The 20,219-nt window shown below is 55.7% G+C and carries 21 protein-coding genes; 8 read left to right on the top strand and 13 right to left on the bottom strand.

Annotated elements, in window-relative coordinates:
- The first annotated feature begins 26 nt into the window (after positions 1-26).
- The 5 genes from ACQKLP_RS19910 (at position 27) to ACQKLP_RS19890 (ending at position 5,511) form a co-directional block, all read left to right on the top strand.
- Positions 27-731, top strand: a complete 705-nt coding sequence (locus ACQKLP_RS19910; protein ID WP_427324658.1) for a hypothetical protein — start codon at positions 27-29, stop codon at positions 729-731.
- A gap of 35 nt (positions 732-766) precedes the next feature.
- Entirely contained in the window at positions 767-1,480 is a 714-nt protein-coding gene (locus tag ACQKLP_RS19905) for an FKBP-type peptidyl-prolyl cis-trans isomerase (protein WP_427324656.1), read from the top strand.
- Positions 1,481-1,575: 95 nt separating this feature from the next.
- Positions 1,576-2,325, top strand: coding sequence for a LytR/AlgR family response regulator transcription factor (locus tag ACQKLP_RS19900; protein ID WP_427324655.1), 750 nt, complete (start codon positions 1,576-1,578; stop codon positions 2,323-2,325).
- The gene (locus tag ACQKLP_RS19895; RefSeq protein WP_427324654.1) at positions 2,322-4,229 is read left to right on the top strand and encodes a sensor histidine kinase; all 1,908 of its coding nucleotides are present in this window, start codon (positions 2,322-2,324) and stop codon (positions 4,227-4,229) included. The genes ACQKLP_RS19900 and ACQKLP_RS19895 overlap by 4 nt, the downstream gene beginning before the upstream one ends.
- 112 nt (positions 4,230-4,341) lie before the next feature.
- A complete protein-coding gene (locus ACQKLP_RS19890) occupies positions 4,342-5,511 on the top strand; it encodes a tetratricopeptide repeat protein (protein ID WP_427324652.1) in 1,170 nt (389 codons plus the stop codon).
- A gap of 3 nt (positions 5,512-5,514) precedes the next feature.
- On the opposite strand, the gene ACQKLP_RS19885 is transcribed toward ACQKLP_RS19890, so the two are convergent.
- The 10 genes from ACQKLP_RS19885 to ACQKLP_RS19840 form a co-directional block, all read right to left on the bottom strand.
- Positions 5,515-5,766: a hypothetical protein gene (locus ACQKLP_RS19885; protein WP_427324650.1), complete on the bottom strand. Its 252-nt coding sequence runs from the start codon at positions 5,764-5,766 to the stop codon at positions 5,515-5,517.
- 55 nt (positions 5,767-5,821) lie between these two features.
- Positions 5,822-6,490 (bottom strand): WG repeat-containing protein, encoded by a 669-nt coding sequence (locus ACQKLP_RS19880; protein WP_427324649.1) that lies wholly within the window; start codon positions 6,488-6,490, stop codon positions 5,822-5,824.
- Positions 6,491-6,693: 203 nt separating this feature from the next.
- Positions 6,694-7,692 (bottom strand): chorismate synthase, encoded by a 999-nt coding sequence (locus tag ACQKLP_RS19875; protein WP_427324648.1) that lies wholly within the window; start codon positions 7,690-7,692, stop codon positions 6,694-6,696.
- A 4-nt stretch (positions 7,693-7,696) separates the two neighbouring features.
- Positions 7,697-8,974 (bottom strand): 3-phosphoshikimate 1-carboxyvinyltransferase, encoded by a 1,278-nt coding sequence (gene aroA, locus ACQKLP_RS19870; protein ID WP_427324647.1) that lies wholly within the window; start codon positions 8,972-8,974, stop codon positions 7,697-7,699.
- A gap of 2 nt (positions 8,975-8,976) precedes the next feature.
- Entirely contained in the window at positions 8,977-10,002 is a 1,026-nt protein-coding gene (aroB, locus tag ACQKLP_RS19865) for a 3-dehydroquinate synthase (protein WP_427324646.1), read from the bottom strand.
- Positions 10,003-10,024: 22 nt separating this feature from the next.
- A complete protein-coding gene (locus ACQKLP_RS19860) occupies positions 10,025-11,110 on the bottom strand; it encodes a chorismate mutase (RefSeq protein ID WP_427324645.1) in 1,086 nt (361 codons plus the stop codon).
- 37 nt (positions 11,111-11,147) lie between these two features.
- Complete coding sequence (locus tag ACQKLP_RS19855; protein WP_427324644.1) at positions 11,148-11,990, bottom strand: prephenate dehydrogenase; 843 nt, start codon at positions 11,988-11,990, stop codon at positions 11,148-11,150.
- Positions 11,987-13,171, bottom strand: a complete 1,185-nt coding sequence (locus ACQKLP_RS19850) for a pyridoxal phosphate-dependent aminotransferase (RefSeq protein WP_427324642.1) — start codon at positions 13,169-13,171, stop codon at positions 11,987-11,989. The genes ACQKLP_RS19855 and ACQKLP_RS19850 overlap by 4 nt, the downstream gene beginning before the upstream one ends.
- Positions 13,172-13,193: 22 nt before the next feature.
- Positions 13,194-14,024, bottom strand: a complete 831-nt coding sequence (locus tag ACQKLP_RS19845) for a prephenate dehydratase (RefSeq protein WP_427324641.1) — start codon at positions 14,022-14,024, stop codon at positions 13,194-13,196.
- A gap of 603 nt (positions 14,025-14,627) precedes the next feature.
- Positions 14,628-14,843 carry a hypothetical protein gene (locus ACQKLP_RS19840; RefSeq protein WP_427324640.1) on the bottom strand — a complete coding sequence of 72 codons (216 nt, stop codon included), beginning with the start codon at positions 14,841-14,843 and terminating at the stop codon, positions 14,628-14,630.
- Between the two features lie 136 nt (positions 14,844-14,979).
- On the opposite strand from ACQKLP_RS19840, the gene ACQKLP_RS19835 reads away from it, so the two are divergent.
- From ACQKLP_RS19835 to ACQKLP_RS19825, 3 genes are all read left to right on the top strand, one after another.
- Positions 14,980-15,540: an RNA polymerase sigma factor gene (locus tag ACQKLP_RS19835; RefSeq protein WP_427324639.1), complete on the top strand. Its 561-nt coding sequence runs from the start codon at positions 14,980-14,982 to the stop codon at positions 15,538-15,540.
- A 27-nt stretch (positions 15,541-15,567) separates the two neighbouring features.
- Positions 15,568-16,653, top strand: coding sequence for a trypsin-like peptidase domain-containing protein (locus tag ACQKLP_RS19830; RefSeq protein ID WP_427325062.1), 1,086 nt, complete (start codon positions 15,568-15,570; stop codon positions 16,651-16,653).
- A 151-nt stretch (positions 16,654-16,804) separates the two neighbouring features.
- Positions 16,805-18,085: a hypothetical protein gene (locus ACQKLP_RS19825; protein WP_427324638.1), complete on the top strand. Its 1,281-nt coding sequence runs from the start codon at positions 16,805-16,807 to the stop codon at positions 18,083-18,085.
- A 68-nt stretch (positions 18,086-18,153) separates the two neighbouring features.
- Here the strand turns inward: ACQKLP_RS19825 and ACQKLP_RS19820 are convergent, their stop codons facing one another.
- From ACQKLP_RS19820 to ACQKLP_RS19810, 3 genes are all read right to left on the bottom strand, one after another.
- Positions 18,154-18,912 carry a hypothetical protein gene (locus tag ACQKLP_RS19820; protein WP_427324636.1) on the bottom strand — a complete coding sequence of 253 codons (759 nt, stop codon included), beginning with the start codon at positions 18,910-18,912 and terminating at the stop codon, positions 18,154-18,156.
- Between the two features lie 108 nt (positions 18,913-19,020).
- Positions 19,021-19,206 carry a CsbD family protein gene (locus ACQKLP_RS19815; RefSeq protein WP_126246991.1) on the bottom strand — a complete coding sequence of 62 codons (186 nt, stop codon included), beginning with the start codon at positions 19,204-19,206 and terminating at the stop codon, positions 19,021-19,023.
- A gap of 69 nt (positions 19,207-19,275) precedes the next feature.
- Positions 19,276-20,211, bottom strand: a complete 936-nt coding sequence (locus tag ACQKLP_RS19810) for an aldose 1-epimerase (RefSeq protein ID WP_427324635.1) — start codon at positions 20,209-20,211, stop codon at positions 19,276-19,278.
- Positions 20,212-20,219 lie beyond the last annotated feature (8 nt).

Here is a 20,219-nt window from a genome sequence, read left to right as displayed (position 1 = left end):
TCCACCACGTTAAAAAATACGCAACCATGAAAACACTGTTCACCGTATTCCTGTCTGTCCTGCTCACCGCGGGCTACGCGCAATCGGGCACCAACGGCGCCTGGATCTATCAGCCGGATGCGCCCACCGACACCATGGTGGTACTGCTCGTCCAGGACGACTATTTCTCCGTGACGCATTTCACGCCCAAAGCATTTATCGGCACTTTCGGCGGGACCACAAAAGAAGAAAACGGCAAGCTGACCAGCCAATTCGAGTTTTCGAGTATGGACAAGGGGATGGTTGGGCAGCCCGATAATCCGGCTTACCAGCTGGACGGCGACAATCTCACCGTTACCCTGACCGACGGCAAGGTGCTCCGCTGGAAAAGGGCGCCCAACGCTGCGCCGAACGGTCTCACCGGTACCTGGCGCATTACCGGAAGGGTGAACGAAGGGAAAATGTCGGAAATGAAGCCGGGGCCGCGCAAAACCTTCAAAATGCTTACGGGCGGCAGATTTCAGTGGATCGCGATGAATACCGAGACCGGGGAATTCTTCGGTACCGGCGGCGGCACATATACGTTCGAAAACGGCAAATACACCGAAAACATCGAGTTCTTTTCCCGGGACAATAACCGGGTGGGCAAGCAGGTGCAGTTCGACGCGAAAGTGGAAGACGGAAAGTGGCACCACAGCGGTAAAAGCACTGCCGGCGACCCGATGTACGAAATCTGGAGCCGGATCAAATAATTGGTTATATTGCGCTACAAATTTTATGTATCTGTATGATTTCCAGAAAAAGCCTGTTTATCTGTTTGCTGGGCGTTTTGAGCGTCCAGGCCGCCTATAGCCAAAAAAGGAAGAAGAAAGGCCCCGAAGTGCCGCCCCCTCCCGCCCTCGTTACCACGCTCGATTCCGTATCGTACACCATCGGGAACGATATGGGCGAAATGCTGAAAAAGCAGGGACTGGATACGCTGAACCTCCAGCTTTTCTTCAAAGCCATCGAAGACATCTACAAAGGCGATTCTGCCATGATCACCACCGAAAAAGGGATGAGCGTTGTCAGCAATTACCTGCAGAAGATCAAGGTTGAAAAATCCGCTAAGAATAAAGCCGCCGGCGAACAATTCCTGGCCACCAACAAAACGAAGGAAGGCGTGAACACCACGCCCAGCGGCCTGCAATACCAGGTGCTGGTGAACGGGACGGGCCCCAAACCCTCGCTGCAGGATAAAGTGAAAGTGCATTATACCGGCAAACTGATCGACGGTACTATTTTCGACAGCTCCGAGCAACGCGGCGAGCCTATCGTACTGCCGCTCACGGGTGTGATCAAAGGTTGGACGGAAGCCCTCCAGCTGATGCCCGTCGGTTCCAAATGGAAGCTCTTCATCCCGGCAGACCTGGCCTACGGCGAACGCCAGGCCGGCGCCAAGATCCAGCCCAACAGCGCGCTCGTGTTCGACGTGCAGCTGATCGAAATCGTGAAAGAATAGATCCCGCATATCAATGCATAAAACTGGCCGGCACCCTGTTCCGGTCAGTTTTTTTTATGAAGACATCCGCAGCACCTTTCTACCATCACCTACTTATGCAACGCTTCAAAACCATTATCGTTGAAGATGAACCTTCGCCCCGCAAGGAACTGGAATGGCTCGTTGGACAAACGCCCCAGCTGGAGCACGCCGGCACGGCAGACAGCGTGGAAGCCGCACGGGAACTCATTATTGCGCGGCAACCCGATCTCCTCCTGCTCGACATCCAGCTGAAAGACGGCACTGCATTCGATCTGTTGCACCACTTCCCCAACCCCGCTTTCCGCATCATTTTCATCACCGCATTCGGCCACCATGCCATCCGCGCCATCCGTTTCGGCGCGCTCGACTATCTGCTCAAGCCCCTTTGCCACGAAGAATTCTCGCAGGCCGCAGAACGGCTGCAGGAACAGGAATCGGCGTACCAACAACGGCTGGAGCTGGCCCGCGAAATGGCGCTGCCAGGCAAGCCCGCAGACCCCGACGACCGGATCTGCATCCCTTCGGTGGACAGCCTCCATATGATCCGCCTCGGCGATATCGTGCACCTGGCGGGCGACGGCGCCTACACGAGCATTACCCTGCATCCCGGCAAAAAAATTACGGCTTCCCGCCCCCTCAAGCACTACGAATCGCTGCTGCCGCCGGAGCAATTCATCCGGCCGCACCAGTCGTGGATCGTGAACCGCAGCCGCATCGCGAAATACCTGAAAAGCGGGTTCCTCGTGATGGACGACCAATCCGAGATTCCCGTGGCCACCCGCAAGCGCGACCACATCATTCAACTCCTGAGCACTTACCGATGATATCCAGACGGCTCCCTGTATGGGGAATATGCATCCTGGCCGCCTGCAAGCCGCCGGCCACACCTCCTGACGTCACTGCTTTCGACCGGCTGGAAAAAACGGCGGACAGTCTGCAAACGGCAAGCCCCCAAATCCGGGAGCACTGCTGGCGGCAAACGCTGCAAACCGCAACAGCCGGCCACGATACCACCGCCATCGTTTACGCCCGGTACCAGCTCGCCAAGGCCGTCGCCAGAACGGTCCCCGATAGCGCGGAATACCATATCGGTGAAGCGCTCCGGCAACTGGGGCCAGGTGAAGCGAACGATATGCTGCGCTTCATGCTGTACAATGGTGCGGGCATTGTGGCCGAACAGCAGCGCAAATACCACCAGGCGGCATGGTGCTACAATGCTTCCGCCGCGATCATCCTCAACGGGCAAGCGCCCGGCACCAGGCCCCTGGCGAAAGTCATTTGCCTGCTGAACGCGGGCCAATACAATACGAAACAGGGCCAGCATCCGCGGGCTATCCGGCAAATGCGGGAAGCACTGGCCATCCTCCATGAAATGCCCGAGCCCAGTACCCGCCACATTTTCCGCGCGCAATCGCAGTTGTTTGCCGCCATGGCGGAAGACGGAACGCCGGTGGATTCGTTGCGCCCCGTATTGCAAAACATCCGCAACATCGCACAGCAAACCGGCGACACCCTGCAGCTGCGGTTTTCGGAAGATCATGCCGGGCTTTTCCATACCCTCGCGTTTCAGTTCGACAGCGCCATCGTGCATTACGGGCGTGTCCGCAACTTCGACGAAGCCGCCCTGGCGGCGCATCAGCCCAGCGCGCCACGGAACCTGTACACCACCCTGGCTAACCTCGTTTCGCTGGAATCACGGGCCGGCAGGCTATCGGTAGCCCGCCAATTGACGCAGCGGATGAATGAAATTGAGCGGTCTTTCAGGGAAATGTTGGCGGACGATGAAAGGGCCATAGGCCTCAAAGCCTTGTCAGACCTTCAATTCGCCGAAAAAGACGTACGGGCTGCGCAGGCAACGACAACGGAATTGCATCAACTGAAAGACCAAATTTCCCGCAACGCCGGCGTGCAGTCTGCCGCCGAGCTCGACGCGCTCTACGAATTACAGGCCAAAGACCGCACGATCCGTCAGATGGACCTTCAGGCCGCCGAAACCGGCGAGGCCCTCGCCATGCAAAGGTTGCTGCTGCTGGTTGCCGTGCTCGGCGGTGTGCTGGCGGTTTCCTGGCTGGTGATGGCTTATTATTTCCAGCGGCAGAAGCGCATGCGGGAGGAACAGGCGGGGGTGTTGTTGCAACAGCAGCTGCTGCGGGCGCAAATGGAGCCGCATTTTATTTTCAATACGCTTGGAGCCTTGCAACGGTTCATCCGGTTCAACGAACAGGAGCCCGCCATCCGGTACCTGGGTCATTTCAGCCGGTTGCTCCGCAGCAACCTGGAACTGAGCCGGCAAAGCTATGCGCCGCTGACGGAGGAAATCGAGGCGCTTGAAAATTATCTCGCGCTGCAGCAAATGCGCTTCGAACAGGCGTTTCGTTATGAGATCGTTTGCCCCGACGCAGAAGGCGCTTTCGTCCCCCCCATGCTCATCCAGCCGTTCGTGGAAAACTCGATCCTGCATGGGATCCGGTTGATGGGCGAGCAGGGGATGGTACGGATAACGGTGGAAGTGAATGAGAAATGCGCCGTGGTGTGGATTGAAGATAACGGTGCAGGAATGAAAGGAACAGCCGGGGAGAAGGAGCATCCTTCGCTGTCGGGGACCATTGCCCGGGAACGCCTGGCCATGCTGGCCCGCGAAGAAGGGATAGCTGCGGGCGTGGAGATACGCGACAGGGACCCCGGCACCATCGTGCGCCTCGTATTACCGGTCCGGAACGGTAGCTGAAACGGATTTAAAACAGCGCGCAGCGAATGACAGGAAAACCCTTTCAAATCGCAAACCCGCTCCCGCCATTTGATCATATTGCCGCAAATTCGCCGGGCATATACCTGATCTTATGGATATAAAAATCATCCTGATTTTAATTGGCCTCGCCATCGCCTCCGGCCCTGTAGCCGGACAAACCCATGCACCGAATGGGGGTGAACGGACCGAAGTGAATTACGTCCGCGGCGTGCGCCCCCTGCCTGCCGGAGACGTTGAAATCCTCGAACTGGGGCACCATCCGCGGCTGTGTACGCTCTTCGTGGCCGGGAATCCGGACCATCTGCAAATCCAGCGCGTGCTGAAAAACGGCAACGAAAATGGCGGCTATTCCTGCAACCGGCTTTTCTCCATCACTTTCAACCCCAATGGCCAACTGGCATCCATGCGCCCCCTCACCGATGCCGAAAACGAAAAGTACAGCGATCTCCAGCCCATTATGGCCCTGGCGGTCGCTGCTCCTTCGGCCGATGAAGCAACGCTGTCTGGCCAATTCAAAAAAGCACAAACCCTTTACGACGAAGGAAAATCCGATGCTGCGATCACGCTCCTCAACAACATCATTTCCCGCAACACCCAAAACCCCGACTACCACTTCCTCAAAGCCAAATGCCTGGCTAAAAAGGAACAACACGCGCAAGCCCTCCGCGAAGCCGCTTTCGCCTTGAAGATGGATCCCCAAAACCCCGAACTGCTCCATTTCATCGCCGTGAGCGCGTATTTCCTGAAAGACTACCCCAAGGCTGCCGAATACTTCGAAAAAGCGGTCCAGCATGATTATGTACATAGCGCGCTCCCCTTCCACAATTACGTGCGGATGCTCATTGAGATCCCCCGCCCCGATCGTGCCATCGAAATTTACCAAGTCTGGAAACACAGGGTAGATTTGCTGTGGGGCACGCAAGGCTACCAGGACCCATACACGGAAGACCTCGACTTTTACGCTGCGCAAGCCTTCGAGCTGGCCCATCAATTCGGGACCGCCCTCTTCATGTATGACGAGCTCCTCGTCATAGATCCCCTGTTCTACGGCTACCACGCCCAACGCGCCCGGGTGCTCATGAAAAAAGGAGAAGGCATCGAAGCGCTGCAATCGTTCCACGAAGCGCTCCGCCTCGCCCCGAAAGAAGAGAAAGACGCCCTTTGCGGAGAAGCCGCGCAAGCCTATGCCGACTATTTCCGCAACAAGCCCGCCAACGAAACGCTGGCCTTCCCCTGCGCCCCAAAGCCCCGTGAACATTGAGGATCACCCCATCATCTTCAAGACCAGCATCCATGAAAATCCGGACAAAAAACCACCCGCGAGCAGGTATCCTACCTGTCCGCGGGTTTTGTTCATCAGCATCACCAGAACATACAATACCGACCAGATCCCTACGGCGACGGTTACATATAGCTTGGTGAGGTCGTAACTCCCTCCGCTCCCGGAAATACCTTCCCGTAGCCAGTATACATATACCAACAGGATGGCAGGAATGACCAGGGAAGCGATTTTCAAAAATGTTGACGTATGCTTCATCCGACAGGCTATCTAAAAAGTGGACAATTGTGTGCTATTTTTTCTTGACCGTTCCATTGGCATATACCAGGTAATCTTCCCCATCGGCTTTCTGCAACGTAACCACGCCGTTCACAAAACGGTCTGTATAGGTAAAAACCGGTGGATGGATGGTTTCGTTTTTCAGGTTCACGATCCCCCAGCGCTGCGGTTCCTTCATCACCGCCACCATTCCTTCCCCGACAGATTTTACATCGGCATATTCCAGCGGGATCACCACTTTCCCCTGCAGATCGATCAAGCCATACTTATCGTTCATCCCGATCCGGATCAGGCTGTCTTCCACATCCATGGCGATGTAGTCGTATACCGGCGGCACCACTTCCTGGCCGTATTCGTTCACCAAACCCTGCTTGTCCCCGATCCCTACGTTATTGAGACCGTACGCAAAACCCAGGCTGATCTGGTGGTACCGGATGGGCACCACGATCTCGCCTTTGCGGTTGATAAGGCCAACAACCGCCGTATCGCCCGGGATGGAAACCGTGGCGTACGGGCTTTCGGGGCTTAAAAACGGATCGGGAGAATACCGCGCATCGTCCGCGACCCAGATGTTGTTGACGGAATCCAGGTGACCGGCGAGCTTCTCCAGCTTTGGGCGGAGCGTATCTGCTTTGTTTTCCTGCCGGGAAGACGGCTGTTTCGGCTGGCATCCTGATGCCAAAGCCAAACATATGACCACTAAAATGTTGATGTGCATCTAACGATTTTTGGCTAAACATAAGCCAAGGTTTCGCCTTTGGCGTGCACCGATTTATATCCGCCGGCAGTCTTGCCGGATTGGCCGCCCGGAAATCTAAATCCGCGGAAAAGCAAAAGCCCGGCAGTCTGGCCGGGCTTTGTATCCAATAACCGATTGTTTCGATGTTATGCTCCAAACACCCTGGGCCTGCGTTGCTCCAGCAGCATGAAATCCGCCAGCACCATGGCCGTTACGGCTTCCAGCACCACCGGCACGCGCAGCGCGATGCAGAGGTCGTGACGCCCCTTCACCGAGAAAGTTTCTACTTCTCCCGTCGTGATGTTGAGCGTTTGTTGCTCTTTCGGGGTGGAAGACGTGGGTTTTACCGCGATGCGGAACACCAGCTGGTTGCCGTTGGTGATCCCTCCCACCACGCCACCGGCGTGATTGGTAGCGGTTTTGCCTTCCATATCGATGATGGGGTCGTTATGTTCGAGGCCTTTCATCTTCGCCGCGGCGAATCCTGCGCCGAACTCGATGCCTTTCACCGCCGGGATGGCGAACACGGCATGCGCCAGGCTGGATTCGAGGGAATCGAAAAACGGTTCTCCCAACCCGATCGGCAACCCGTCTACCCTGCATTCCACGATGCCGCCCACCGAATCTTTGGCTTTGATGGCTTCTTCCAATCCCTGCTCAGGATCGGCGATGCCGCCTACTTCGGTGATCTCGGCTTTCACGGAGATGCTGTCTCCCAATATCTTCTTCGCGATCACGCCCACCGCCACGAGGTTAAGCGTAAGCCGGCCGCTGAAGTGCCCGCCGCCACGGTAATCCTCGAACCCGCCGAATTTCTTCGCCGCTACGAAATCTGCGTGGCCGGGCCGCGGAAATTCCCGCAGCTTGGCGTAATCCGCGCTCCGGGTATTATTGTTTTCGAAAAGGATCGTTATGGGCGCGCCGGTTGTACGGTCGTTGAACACGCCCGATTTCAGGAACGGCAAATCGTCTTCCTTCCGGGGCGTGGTGCCGCGCGCACCGCCTTTGCGGCGCTCCAGGTCGGCCAGAAAATCGTCCTGGCGCAGGGAGATGCCCGCAGGAACGCCGTCGATGTTAACGCCGACGCTTTCCCCGTGCGATTCTCCGAATACATTCACCCTGAATAATCTGCCGAAGCTGTTCATGTTGTCAGTGTTTTACGGTTTCCCCTTCCGTTACGACGGTCACACCCAGCTGTTGCAGGTGGTCGTAGAACTCGGGGTAAGATTTATTGATGGCTTCCGCGTTGTCGATCACAACGGGCCCGTCGGCCGTAAGCGCCGCTACGGCGCAGGCCATGGCGATCCGGTGGTCGTTGTGCGAGCTCACCCGCGCCCCCTTGATGCCGGTGCCGCCATGCACATGCATGAGGTCGCCGTCGAGGTCGATACGGATGCCCATTTTGCCGAACTCCTGCTGCAGCGTAAGCCCGCGGTCGCTTTCCTTATGCGCCAGGCGGCTCACGCCTTTGATCACGGTAGTTCCCTGGCAATTGGCGGCCAGGGCCACCAGCGGCGGGAAGAGGTCCGGACAGTCGGTCGCGTCTATTTCAAAAGGTTTCAATCCGTCCTTGCCGACGATGATGGTGAACATGCCCGGCAGGATGTCGGCGCCCGCTTTCTCGAGGGCTTCCATGATCGCCTTGTCCGACTGTGCCGACTGCGTATTGAGATGGTGCACTTCCGCCTTTCCGGCCACGGCTGCGGCAACGAGGAGGAAAGCCGCACCGCTCCAGTCGCCTTCTACGGTGTATTCGCCGGCGCGGTAGGTTTGTTTGCTTTCGAAATGGAACCTTTCGAAGTTCTCGTTTCTCACCTTCACCCCGAAATGCGCCATCAGCTGGAGCGTCAGGGCGATGTAGGGCTTGCTTTTCAGGTTGTCTACGGTGATGGTGGCTTTTTCGGCCACGCTGCCGAAGGCCATGAGGAGGCCGGTGAGGAACTGCGAGGAAAGGGAACCGTCGATGGTGATGTCTTTCGCTTGCAGCGGCCCGAGGATTTCGAGGGGCAGTTTGCCTTCGTTGCTTTTGATCCGGACGCCCAGTTGCGGGAGCACTTCCTCGAAGAAGTGCATGGGCCGCGTAGTGAGGCTGCCATGGCCGCTGATGGTGATGTTGCGGTCGGCGAGGGCGGCGATGGGCGTGAACATCCGGATGCCGAGGCCCGATTCGCCGCAGTTGATCTCGTCGTAGAAGGGCGCCACGCCACGGCTGGTGATGTGGATCTCTTCGTCTACGCGTTTCACCATGGCACCGAGGTTTTCGGCCACTTCCAGGGCGGCGAGGCAATCGTTGCTGAGGCCCGGGTTGCGGATCACCGTTTTCCCGTTGGCCAGGAGCGCCGCCGCCACCGCGCGCTGCATGGCGCTTTTGGACGGATTGGCAGTTACGTTGCCGCTGATGTTACCGGGTTGTATCGTTGCTATCATGGCTATATTTCTTGTAAGATCTGTTTCAGCTCGTCGAGCAGGATCGGCTTGGTAATGGCCTCGCCGATCCTGTTCAGGAGCACGAAATGAATATGGTCTTTTTCACGCTTCTTGTCCAGTCTGAAAATATTGAACACCGCTTCCTTGTCGGAAGTCATGGTCACCGGCAGCCGGTAATCATTGATCAAACGGATAAGGCGGTTGGTTTGTTCGGGCGGCAGCTGGTTGTATTTTTCGGAGATCTTAGCGGCTGCTACCATCCCGATGGCCACTGCTTTTCCGTGAGCGATGCTCTCGATCTTTTCTACGGCATGGCCAAGCGTATGCCCGAAGTTCAGCCAGCGGCGTACACCGCTCTCGAACTCGTCTTCCAATACGAATTTTGTCTTGATCTCCACAGACCGCTGTACGAGGAATTGCAACACTTCCACATCCTGCGCCAAAGCCTTGTCTTTATTGACTTCCAGGTAGGCAAACAGTTCTTCGTCGTAGATGCATGCGTATTTGATGATCTCCGCGAAACCGTTGCACCACTCCCCTTCCGGCATCGTGGACGGCAGCGAATAGTCGAACAGGATGAAAGACGGCTGGCGGATGGTGCCCAGCATGTTTTTATGCATGCCGTGGCTCACGCCGTTTTTTCCGCCGATGGATGCGTCTACCTGCGCAAGCAAGGTAGTGGGAACGAAAGCGAACGGAATGCCCCGCATGTAAATGCTTGCCGCAAAGCCGGTGACGTCTGTCAACATCCCGCCACCGATGCCGATCAGCATCGTTTTGCGGTCTGCCTCCAGTTCTATCAGCCCGTCAATGATCTGCTCCATCACCTCCATGTTCTTGTGCTCTTCCCCGTCGGGCACCACCAGCTTCTTCCAGCCGGTAAAAAGATGCCCGTAATGTTGGTCCACGTTTTCGTCTACCAGCAATACCGACCGCGATTTGTCGGCGTATTCGCCCAGGTTGGCGAGACTTCCGCCGAGGTAATAATCGCAGCTCGATTGCTGGAAACGGTGAGATTGTTTTATCATATTCGTACCGGAAAATATTGGCTTAGTCGTTCATCACTTTGTTCTGACGGTTGATGGATTCCAGGTGAACAGCATCGAAGTACTTCCCGATGAATTCCTTGCTGAGGCCCAGTTTTTCGCCTGCGCGGATGGCGCGGTCGAGGATCTCGTTCCAGCGGTTGGTCTGCAGGATGGTGATGTTGTTCTCTTTTTTGTATTGGCCGATTTTTTCGGCGATTTTCATGCGGTTGCCCAGCAGCAGCAGGATTTCGTCGTCGATGCCGTTGATCTGGTTGCGGAGTTTTTCCAGCGCGGTGTTGAATTCCTTGTTTTCGGAACGCTCGTGCTTCCAGGTGATGTTGTCGAGCATTTCACCGAATTTCTCGGGCGTGATCTGCTGTTTCGCATCGCTCCAGGCGTTATCGGGATCTACGTGCGTTTCGAGCATGAGACCGTCGTAATCCAGGTCGATGGCTTCCTGTGCCACGGCCTGCAGGATGTCGCGGCGCCCGCTGATATGGCTCGGGTCGCAGATCATCGGCAATTCGGGGTGGCGGCGCTTCAGTTCGATCGCCAGGTGCCACATGGGCGCGTTGCGGTATTCGGTATTGCCGTAGCTGGAGAAGCCGCGGTGAATGAGGCCTACTTTCTTGATACCGGCCTTCTGGATACGCTCAACGGCGCCGATCCAGAGCTCCAGGTCGGGGTTGATGGGGTTTTTGATGAGCACGGGAACGTCTACACCCTTCAGCGCATCGGCTACATCCTGTACGGAGAACGGGTTCACCGTTGTACGGGCGCCGATCCAGAGGATGTCTACCCCGAAATGCAGCGCATCTTCCACCTGCTTGGCGGTAGCCACTTCCACGGTCAGAGGCATGCCGGTCAGCTCACGGGCTTTTTGCAGCCAGGGGAGGCCTTTTGTGCCAATACCCTCGAAAGAACCGGGGCGGGTACGGGGCTTCCAGATGCCGGCGCGCAGCACGTCTACCTTGCCGGTTTTGGCCAGCGCCAGCGCGGTCGCCAGCACCTGTTCTTCGGTTTCGGCCGAGCAGGGGCCGGAGATGATCAGCGGCTTCTTGTCAGACGCCGGATCTGCGAATTTCGTTTTTGCTAAGATCTGTTCCATTTTGTTATCGTGATGTGTTAGTTGATGAAAAGGGTGATTACTTCAGGATTTTTCTGATTTTATTGCTCTTCTGGATGAGCTTGTAGAACGTTTCGTAGTCTTCCGACTGCAACAGTTCCTTCATCTGCTCCAGCTGGCGGATATGCTCGTCGAGCACGTCCAGCACATTATTGCGGTTATGCTTGAAAATGGGCACCCACATATCGGGCGAGCTTTTGGCCAGGCGCACGGTAGATTCGAAACCACCGCTCGCCAGCTCGAAAATCCGGCCCTGCTCTTTCTCTTTCTTCAACACCGTCAGCGCGAGCGCAAACGAGGTGATGTGCGAGATGTGCGACACATATGCCGTATGCAGGTCGTGCTCTTCGCCGTTCATATATACGGTGCGCATGTTCAGTTTGTCTACCATCGCTTCCACCATCTCCACGGCATCTTCGTCACTGTTCTTTACATCGCAGAGCACCATGGTCTTACCGGTGAAAAGCCCTTTCACGGCTGCTTCCGGCCCGGAATACTCGGTGCCGGCCATCGGGTGGGCGGCAACGAAGCGTCCCCTGTTGGGATGACCGGCAACGAGTTGCAGTAATTTATGTTTGGTAGAACCTACGTCCATGATCACCTGTCCGTCCTTCACCTTGTCCAGTATCCCTGTTACCGCGCCCAGCATGGCATCCACGGGGATCGCCAGCACCACGAGGTCACTGCGGTCCATCGCGTCTTCGAGCGTAGAGCCCTCGTCGATGATCCCCAGTTCCTGCGCCTTGGCCAGGTTGGCCGTGTTATTGTCTACCCCAATGATCCAGTTGGCCACGCCCCGCTCTTTCAGGCTCAGGGCCAGCGAACCGCCGATGAGGCCGACGCCTACTACAGCTGCTATCATACGAGGGCTTTTTTACGGTCAACGATTTGTTTCCGCACCCGGTCGATCGCTTCGGCAAACACCTGTTCGTCCCGGCAAAGGCTCACACGGACGTAGCCCTTCCCGTTCTCCCCGAAAATCCCGCCGGGCGTGATAAAGACATGCGCCTGCTGCAGCACTTCGTCGCTCACCGCAAACCCGTCTGCGTATCCTACGGGGATCTGCGCCCACACGAACATGCCCACCTGGTTGCGGTCGTACGTGCAACCGATGAGGTCCAGCAGTTCGAAGACTTTCTTCCGGCGGCCGGCGTAAATGGCGTTCAGTCCGTCGTACCAATCTTTCCCCAGTTCCAAAGCAGCCACTGCGGCCATTTGTACGGGTTGGAACATGCCGGAGTCCATGTTAGACTTGAACCGGAGCACATCGTTCAGGAAAGCCGCCTTGCCCACGAGCATGCCCACGCGCCAGCCGGCCATGTTGCCGGATTTGCTGAGGCTGTTCAGTTCCAGGGCTACTTCCCTGGCGCCGGGCGTAGCCAGCAGGCTGGCGGGCGCGTCGTTGAGGATGAAGCTGTACGGATTGTCGTGGCACAGCAGGATGTTATGTTTGGTGGCGAAGGCCACGAGTTTTTCGAATGTGTCCGCCTTGGCCTGGGAGCCGGTCGGCATATGGGGATAGTTCACCCACATGAGTTTCACCTTGCTGAGGTCGCGCTGCTCCAATGCCGCAAAATCGGGCTGCCAGTCGTTGTCCGCGCTGAGCGTGTAAGTTACGGGCGTGGCGCCGGAAAGCTGCACGGCCGAGCGGTAGGTGGGGTAGCCGGGATCGGGGATGAGGGCTTCGTCGCCTTCCTGGAGGAACGTCATGCAGATGTGCATGATGCCTTCTTTGGACCCGATGAGGGGCAGCACTTCCGAATCCGCGTCGAGCGATACGCCGTAGAAGCGGCTGTACCAACCTGCCATGGCCTGCCGCAGGGCCGGAATGCCTTTGTAGCCCTGGTACGCATGGGTATCGGGTTTGGCCGCGTATGCATTGAGGGCGGCGGTCACGGAGGGGTGCGGGGGGAGGTCGGGACTGCCGATGCCGAGGTTGATCACGCGGGCGCCGGCTTTGTTCATGTCGTCGATCTCCCGGAGTTTCCGTGAAAAATAGTATTCCTCGGTATGCTGCAATCTTTTGGCTACGGATGGTTGCATGGGTGTTAGATTATTGTTGGTATCAGGTATGCGTATTGCCTTTTTTGTAAATCCCCAGAACGGTCAGCTGCTCTGTAAGCGGTTCGATTTTGTTGAGCGCCTGCTGGAAGTGCTCCGGAGAATCGAATTCCATGTCTGCGTGGAAGTAATAATGCCATTCCTTCGCAGGTATGGGAAAACTCTGGATCTTGCTCAGGTTGATGCCTTCCTCCGCGATCATGGTGAGCACGCGGGCGAGGCTTCCCCGCTCGTTGGACGTCTGGAAATATACGGAAGATTTATTTGCATCGGCGGGCGTCTTCACGCCGTTCCGGGAAATGGCCAGGAAGCGGGTGTAGTTGTTTTTAGCCGTGTGGATGTTGCGCCCGATCACTTCCAGCCCGAAAATATCGGCTGCGAGCTGGCCTGCGATGGCCCCGGTGGACTTCAGTTTTTTCTGGCTCACGTGTTTGGCGCTGAGGGCGGTATCCTCTGTTTCCACCAGTTTGATGTGGGGATATTGGGCGAGGAAGTCCATGCACTGCAGCAACGCCATAGGGTGAGAATGTACTTCGCGGATATCGTCGATCGTTTGCCCGGGCATGACCATGAGGTTCTGATTGATCTGGAGGTACAGCTCGCCAATGATGTGGAGCCCGGAATTTTTGAGCAGGGAGTAATTGGGCAGGATGCTGCCGGCGATGGAGTTTTCGATGGCCATGATGCCGGCGTCTACGTCGGCCTCACCGTTCTTCACCTTGCGGACGAGCTCCGAAAACGAGGCGCAGGCCTCGATGGTGGTCTGTTTGCCGAAGTAATTCTGGGCGGCTATCTGGTGGAAACATCCTTCAAATCCCTGGATCGCGATGCGCATATATGTTGTTTAAGATACTGTTGAGCAATAAAAAGGGCCCCGCTGTGTGGCGGGACCCTTCCATTCATTCTACCGGTTTTGACCGTTATCACAAGAGAGTCCCGCTTTCTTTTGCGTAAAAGAAAAAGTAAAAATAGCAGGCATAAAATCGATTCTGTGACATATCTGGCTTTTACCGGTTTGCATAATTTTAAAAAGAAAGGCCCCCTTTTGCAGGAGGCCCGTTATATTTTTTTATCTGTTTGGATCAGCTAAAACGAACCTCCTAATTCTGGTACCAGAAAAAGTAAAAGCCGTAAAAGTATCCAAAAGAATGCTGTTGCATCAGATAATGTATTTGCGTTGTTTGATAGAACAAAAGTAAGGTACGATTTCATTTTTTCAAACAGCGGAGTGAAAAAATTAATTTCGTCTAACAAACATCAATATTGATTAAAAATTGTTCAATAAACCACGAAAAATGCCCTTCAGTTGGCTAGTAAAACGGTGGATTGAATGCTATAGCAAATAATTTCGGGGGATGGGTGATCGGAGGCGGAGGGCAAAAAAAAGCCCCGGCATAACGCCGGGGCCGGATGAATATCCTTTAATGCTTGCCTATAATTAGTGAGCTTTAGCAGTAGAGTCGATAGCTTTAGCAGTAGAGTCAACTACCTGAGCAGCGGAATCAACTACCTGAGCAGCAGAGTCAACAGTGCTCTGAGCTTCCTGAACCAGGCTGTCAACTTTAGTGGAATCGCCTTCAGTGGCAGTACCAGCGTTGTTGCAAGCTACAGCGAACAGACCCAGGGCGAGAGCGAGGAAACCGAATTTTTTCATTTTGATACGTTTTAAGGTTTATTTGAAATGAGATTTAACCTTTATACCGGGTTTCGGAGAAAGGTAACCCGCAATCTGAAAAAAAATTTATTTTGCCTACTTTGGGTTACTAAACCGGCCCAAACCGTATTAATCAGTGAATAATCTTTTGCACATAGAAAAGGATCAGGAATTACTGCACAGATTAGCCGCCAACGATGATAAAGCTCTGGAAATCATTTATTTGGAGCATTACCCGATGGTTGAAAGGATGATTTTGCAGCATAATGGATCGGCGGACGATGCCAAAGACATCTTCCAGGAAGCGATGATTGTATTATATGAAAAGGCAAAAGAAGGGAATTTCGTACTCTCCTCCCGGTTGAAGACATTTTTATATGCCGTTTGCCGGAGGATGTGGCTCAAAAAGCTCCAGAGCGGTCCCAACAGCGCTCCCCTGCCAGACGACGTGGAGGAGTCGGCAGACGCGGCCGAGGCCCTGGAGGCCCATCTCGAAAAGGACGCCCAGTTCCGCCAGATGGAAACGGCCATGGGAAAGATCGGGGAGCCCTGCAAAACCATCCTGGAGGAATATTACATCCGCCACCGGAGCATGCAGGAAATCGCGGAACAATTCGGGTATACGAACGCCGAAAATGCCAAGAACCAGAAGTACAAATGCCTCATGCGCCTGAAGAAATTATTTTTTGCGAACTAATATATTAAAAGAGCAGGATCACCCGTGATGAACGAATTACATAAAATACAGGAAATAGAACGCTACCTGGACGGAGAGATGACCGCCCCGGAAAAAGAAGCGTTCGAATCCCTCCTGCGCCGGAACCCCGACCTCCAACGGGAAGTTTCCGACCACGAGGCGTTCCTCTCCCAGCTCAGGGGCCATGGCCAGCGCCAGGACTTCCGCGCCCGGATGAACGCCATCCACCCCCGCACCGCCACTGCCGCCCAACAGGCCCAGCCTGCCCCCGCCGCCGTGGTGCCCATGACCAGCCGCCGCCGCACCTGGTACTCCGTTGCCGCCGCCGCGTCCATCGCGCTGGTCACCTCCCTCGCTACCATGGCCATCATGCAGCGGTCCGCCAAAATCTCCTACACCGCCAAATATGAAGACGTCCGCCGTGTGCTGAACAATATCCAGCGCTCGCAGAACGCCCTCATCCGCGATATCAACAATAAAAACGCCGGTCCCGCCAACCCCGGCACTTATGGCGGCACCTGCTTCGCCATCAGCCGGAACGGCTATATGGTCACCAATTATCACGTGATCGCCGGGGCGGACTCGATTTACCTGCAGAATAATAAAGGAGAAGCATTCAAGGCCGTGAGCGTGTTCGAAGACGTGTCTTCCGACCTCGCAGTGCTCCGCGTGGCAGACAGCACTTTCCGCACGGCCCCCCTCCCCTATACGCTCAAAAAAGACCCCTCCCGCCTCGGGCAGGAAGTGTTTTCCATGGGCTACCCGAGAGACGAGATCGTTTTCGGCATGGGCTATATCAGCGCACAAACCGGTTTTAACGGAGATACCCTGGCCTACCAGGTTTCCATCCCCGTCAACCCCGGTAACAGCGGCGCACCCCTGCTCGATATGAACGGCGAGCTCATCGGCATCATTACCGGCCGCCAGTCTACCTCCGAAGGCATCGCCTTCGCGGTGAAATCCGGCCACCTCAAACGCCTCCTCGAAGAATTACCGAAAGAAAAATTCAACCGCAAAGACCTCAAACAGAAAAACCAGCTGACCGGCCTGCCCCGTGTGGACCAGGCACGTAAACTGGAAGAATTCGTCTACATGGTGAAAGTTTACAACTGAGCGATTGAAAAATGAAAAATAGAAGGACCGGCCGCAAGGGAACACCCCGAGCAGCCGGTCCTTCGCTTTTTGCCGAATTACGGGTTTTTACTGAGACGGGCACGTTTTGCCCCTGCTACCTTTGCACTACTTTTTTAAACAATAGTGCAACATGAAAAGAATTATTTGTTTTCCCCTCATCGTAACTGCGATGTTTTTCTCGCAATGCTCCAAACCCCAGCCCGAAAATCCCGCCAATCCTCCAGGTAACGGTAGTGGTAACGGCGGTGGCGGCGGCCAGCAAGCCGGTACTCCCATGCCCAAAGGCACGCCCAACGGCACCGTATTCAGCAAAAAGATCGGCCCGGCGGGCGGAACGGTCGAATACCCCGGCGCCAGGCTCACGCTCGACATTCCGGCGGGCGCAGTGGCACAGGAAACGGAATTTTTCATCCAGCCTATCACCAATACCGCTCCCGGGGGCAAAGGCATCGCGTATCGCCTGCAGCCGGAAGGCATAACGTTCAGCAAACCCGCCACGTTGAAGATCAAATACCAGGCGGAAGATCTCCAGGCCACCATCCCGGCCGCCCTGGGGATCGCCACGCAAAAGGCAAACGGCGTCTGGTACACGGTAGGTGCCACCCACAACGAAACCGCCAAAACCATCGAAGTGAAGACCACCCATTTTTCCGACTGGAGCTTCTTCGAGGCGATTTCGCTGGAACCCTCCCTGGCCGTGCTCGACCTCGGAGAACAACAATCGCTGGCGGTAAAATGTGTATTGCCGGGCGAAGCCGATGATCTGCTCGCTCCGCTGACAAAGGAAGGCATAGAAGCCGCGCTCCTCGATCCCAAAACCCTCCTCGACCCCAAATTCATCAGCGAATGGAAGCTCGTTGGCAGCGGGCAGCTCACGGGAACGGGCAACACCGGCAAATACACGGCCCCGGCGAAGCTACCGACCGCCAACCCTGCCGTGGTTTCCGTCAGCATCAAGTCGAAAGGCAAGGCCGTGGGGATCCTGCTGGCCAGGATGTTCGTAGCGCCGGAAGGGATTTCCGTTTCCATTAACGGCGGGGATTATGTCACCTACGGCAGCGCCGGCGGGCATATTACCGCAACCAGAAGCTTTGCCATGGCCCAAAACGGGAACGTGACCGTTGGTGTGTCCTGGAACGGTAAGGCAACCGGCATCTGGAACTGGGACCAGACCAATATCCTGTTCACGCATACTATCGGCACGTCCATCAGTTATGAGCAGGTGTACGACGGGGGTGGCGTCGGCGTTCCCAGTCCGGGCCAGCTTGAAGTGTTGGAGACCGGCTCTTCCGGCAAATGGATCATCGGCACCTTTCAACTGCAGAAAGCGGGGTATTTTACCTTTACTACGCCGCCGAAAGTGGGCACGGCGCAGGTGAAAGGCTACTTCCGCGTGTTACGGCTGAATTAGGCAGCGTTGATAAAAAGCAAAACGGCTGGCCATGTGATGGTCAGCCGTTTTTTTATGAAAAAAATGCCTTAATCGTTTTCCTTGATGCGGACCGCCGGGTTTTGGCGCCATTGTTTGGCGCGGACGGAGATCCACATGATCAGGTCTTCCTGGTTGATGGTGCGCAGCATTTCATAACTAGGCGTATAAGCCTGGGTGAAACGCATGAGCGAATCGCCCTTCAGGCCGGTAACGGTGCTCACGAAGCTTTTGGCATAGCGGTAGTCGATGAACTGCTGGCGCTCGTTCTCTTCATAGAGTTTCTTGAATTTACGGAGGTCTTTCTGCTCGCGGGAGCCGCGGGTGAAAGGGCTGAACACCAGTCCAAATCCGCCCTGGCTACGCTTTTCGGTGTTGACGAGCGTTTGTTCCTTCGCTTCGAGGAAGGGCTTGAACTCTTCGTACCGCGCCAGCGAATCGAGCTGATAGGCGTTCCATTTGCCAGATACTTCCACCTGGGGCAGGAACCTTTCGCGGGCATTGAGGCGGATATTGGCGACCTGGGTGCCGGCGAGGTTGATGACCTTCACACTGTCAGACACATAACCGATGAAAGATACTACGATCTCGTCACCCTGCCGGGCCGAAATCCGGTAATAGCCTCCCTGGTCGGAAAAAACGCGTGCGCCGGTATTTTTGTTCCGGATCGTGGCGGGATATAAGACGAGCTTGCCGTCGAAACTGGTGACCTGTCCGCGGAGGGTAACGGGCGTTTCGGTCTGCGCCATTGCCGCCCCGCCCATCAGGGTCAGGAGCAAGGTTACCAGGTACAATCTAATGGGTTTCATATTATTCTAACATTTGCGTCCGGAAAATAGTTAAGACACGAAAGTAGTTAAAAAAGCAATTCCCGGAGGAATCGCTTCCCCGGGAATTACCGTTTTTCGTTCGTCTTATTACAGGGACCGGATCAGCGAGATCACTTCGTCCCTGGATATACCGAGTCTTATTTGTATCTGGCGGATGAGGCGGTCATCTTTCCCCTGCTCATAGGTAAGATCCGTCTCCGTCAAATCGGCGAAAAGTTGTTTCAGCTTCGATCTGATCTCATTCCACCGGTCCTTGATCATCAGGATGTCCATGACATGACAATTTATGGGTGAATAAAGAGGGGTTACCCCATAAATCCAAAGTCTGTGCCAAAACAACCGTCAGAACCCGGTTACCTGCAAGCCCGTCCGGAAAATCGCGCTGTGGCCGGGTGCTACCGTCACCAGCCCGATGCCGTTATTGAAAGCATTGGGGGCGCCGGTCAGGTTTTCGATCGCGATGCTGTTCCGGTGCGGCGGCGTATATACCTGCAACACGGGATAGCTCTTCTCCGGGAAGAAAGCAATGCGGACCCTTTTTTCGGGATCGGTGAGGGTGCACACCGGCTGGGCCGCTTCAAAATCCACTAAAAATGAATTATCGAGCGATACGCCGTCCATGCTTTTCCCGGCGTTGAACTCCGTAAAGGGCAGCGTTTTGCCCGTGGGAATGAGTTTTTCGTCGAACTCCACGATGGCGGTGCTGCTGAACTGCAGCTCCAGCCTGTCTACCGGCGTGCCCGTCGAGAAGTACGGATGCCAGCCGTCCATCATGGGGATGGGCGCGTTGTGGAGGTTGAAAACCGCGGTGGTGATCTGCAGTTGCTGATCGGCCAGCAGGCGGTACTGTACCTCGCAGCGGTAAGGGAACGGGTATCCGGGATCGTCGCCGGCGTAATGATGTTCCAGCGAGATTTCGGCGAAACTGTCGGCCGCTTCTTCCTTGATGAGGGAGAAAGGCTGATCGTAGAGCAGCCCGTGGATGGGGGATTTCCGGATCGAGTACTCCGTCCCTTCCCAGCTGTACGCCGCATCCTTGATCCGGCAGGCGAACGGGCTCAGCTTCACGCTTTTGAAACTGTTCGTCACGCCCGCGTTCAGATCGTCGGCGCTGCTATAACTGTCTATCACATTGATGTTTGTGCCTCCCTGCGGTATGATGAATGCGTGCAGGAGGGCGCCGTAACCGGGTATGATCTGCACTTCCGCGCCTGCGTCGTCTTGCAGCGCGATGATGGAAAAGCCGTTCTCTTCTTTATGCGTGATACTGAATGCCATGCTTTGAT

The organism is Chitinophaga sp. NPDC101104 (assembly GCF_050277495.1).
In the GTDB taxonomy this organism is placed as follows: Bacteria; Bacteroidota; Bacteroidia; order Chitinophagales; family Chitinophagaceae; genus Chitinophaga.
Note: the sequence above shows the minus strand (reverse complement) of the source record. Positions and strands in the feature narration are given on the sequence as shown.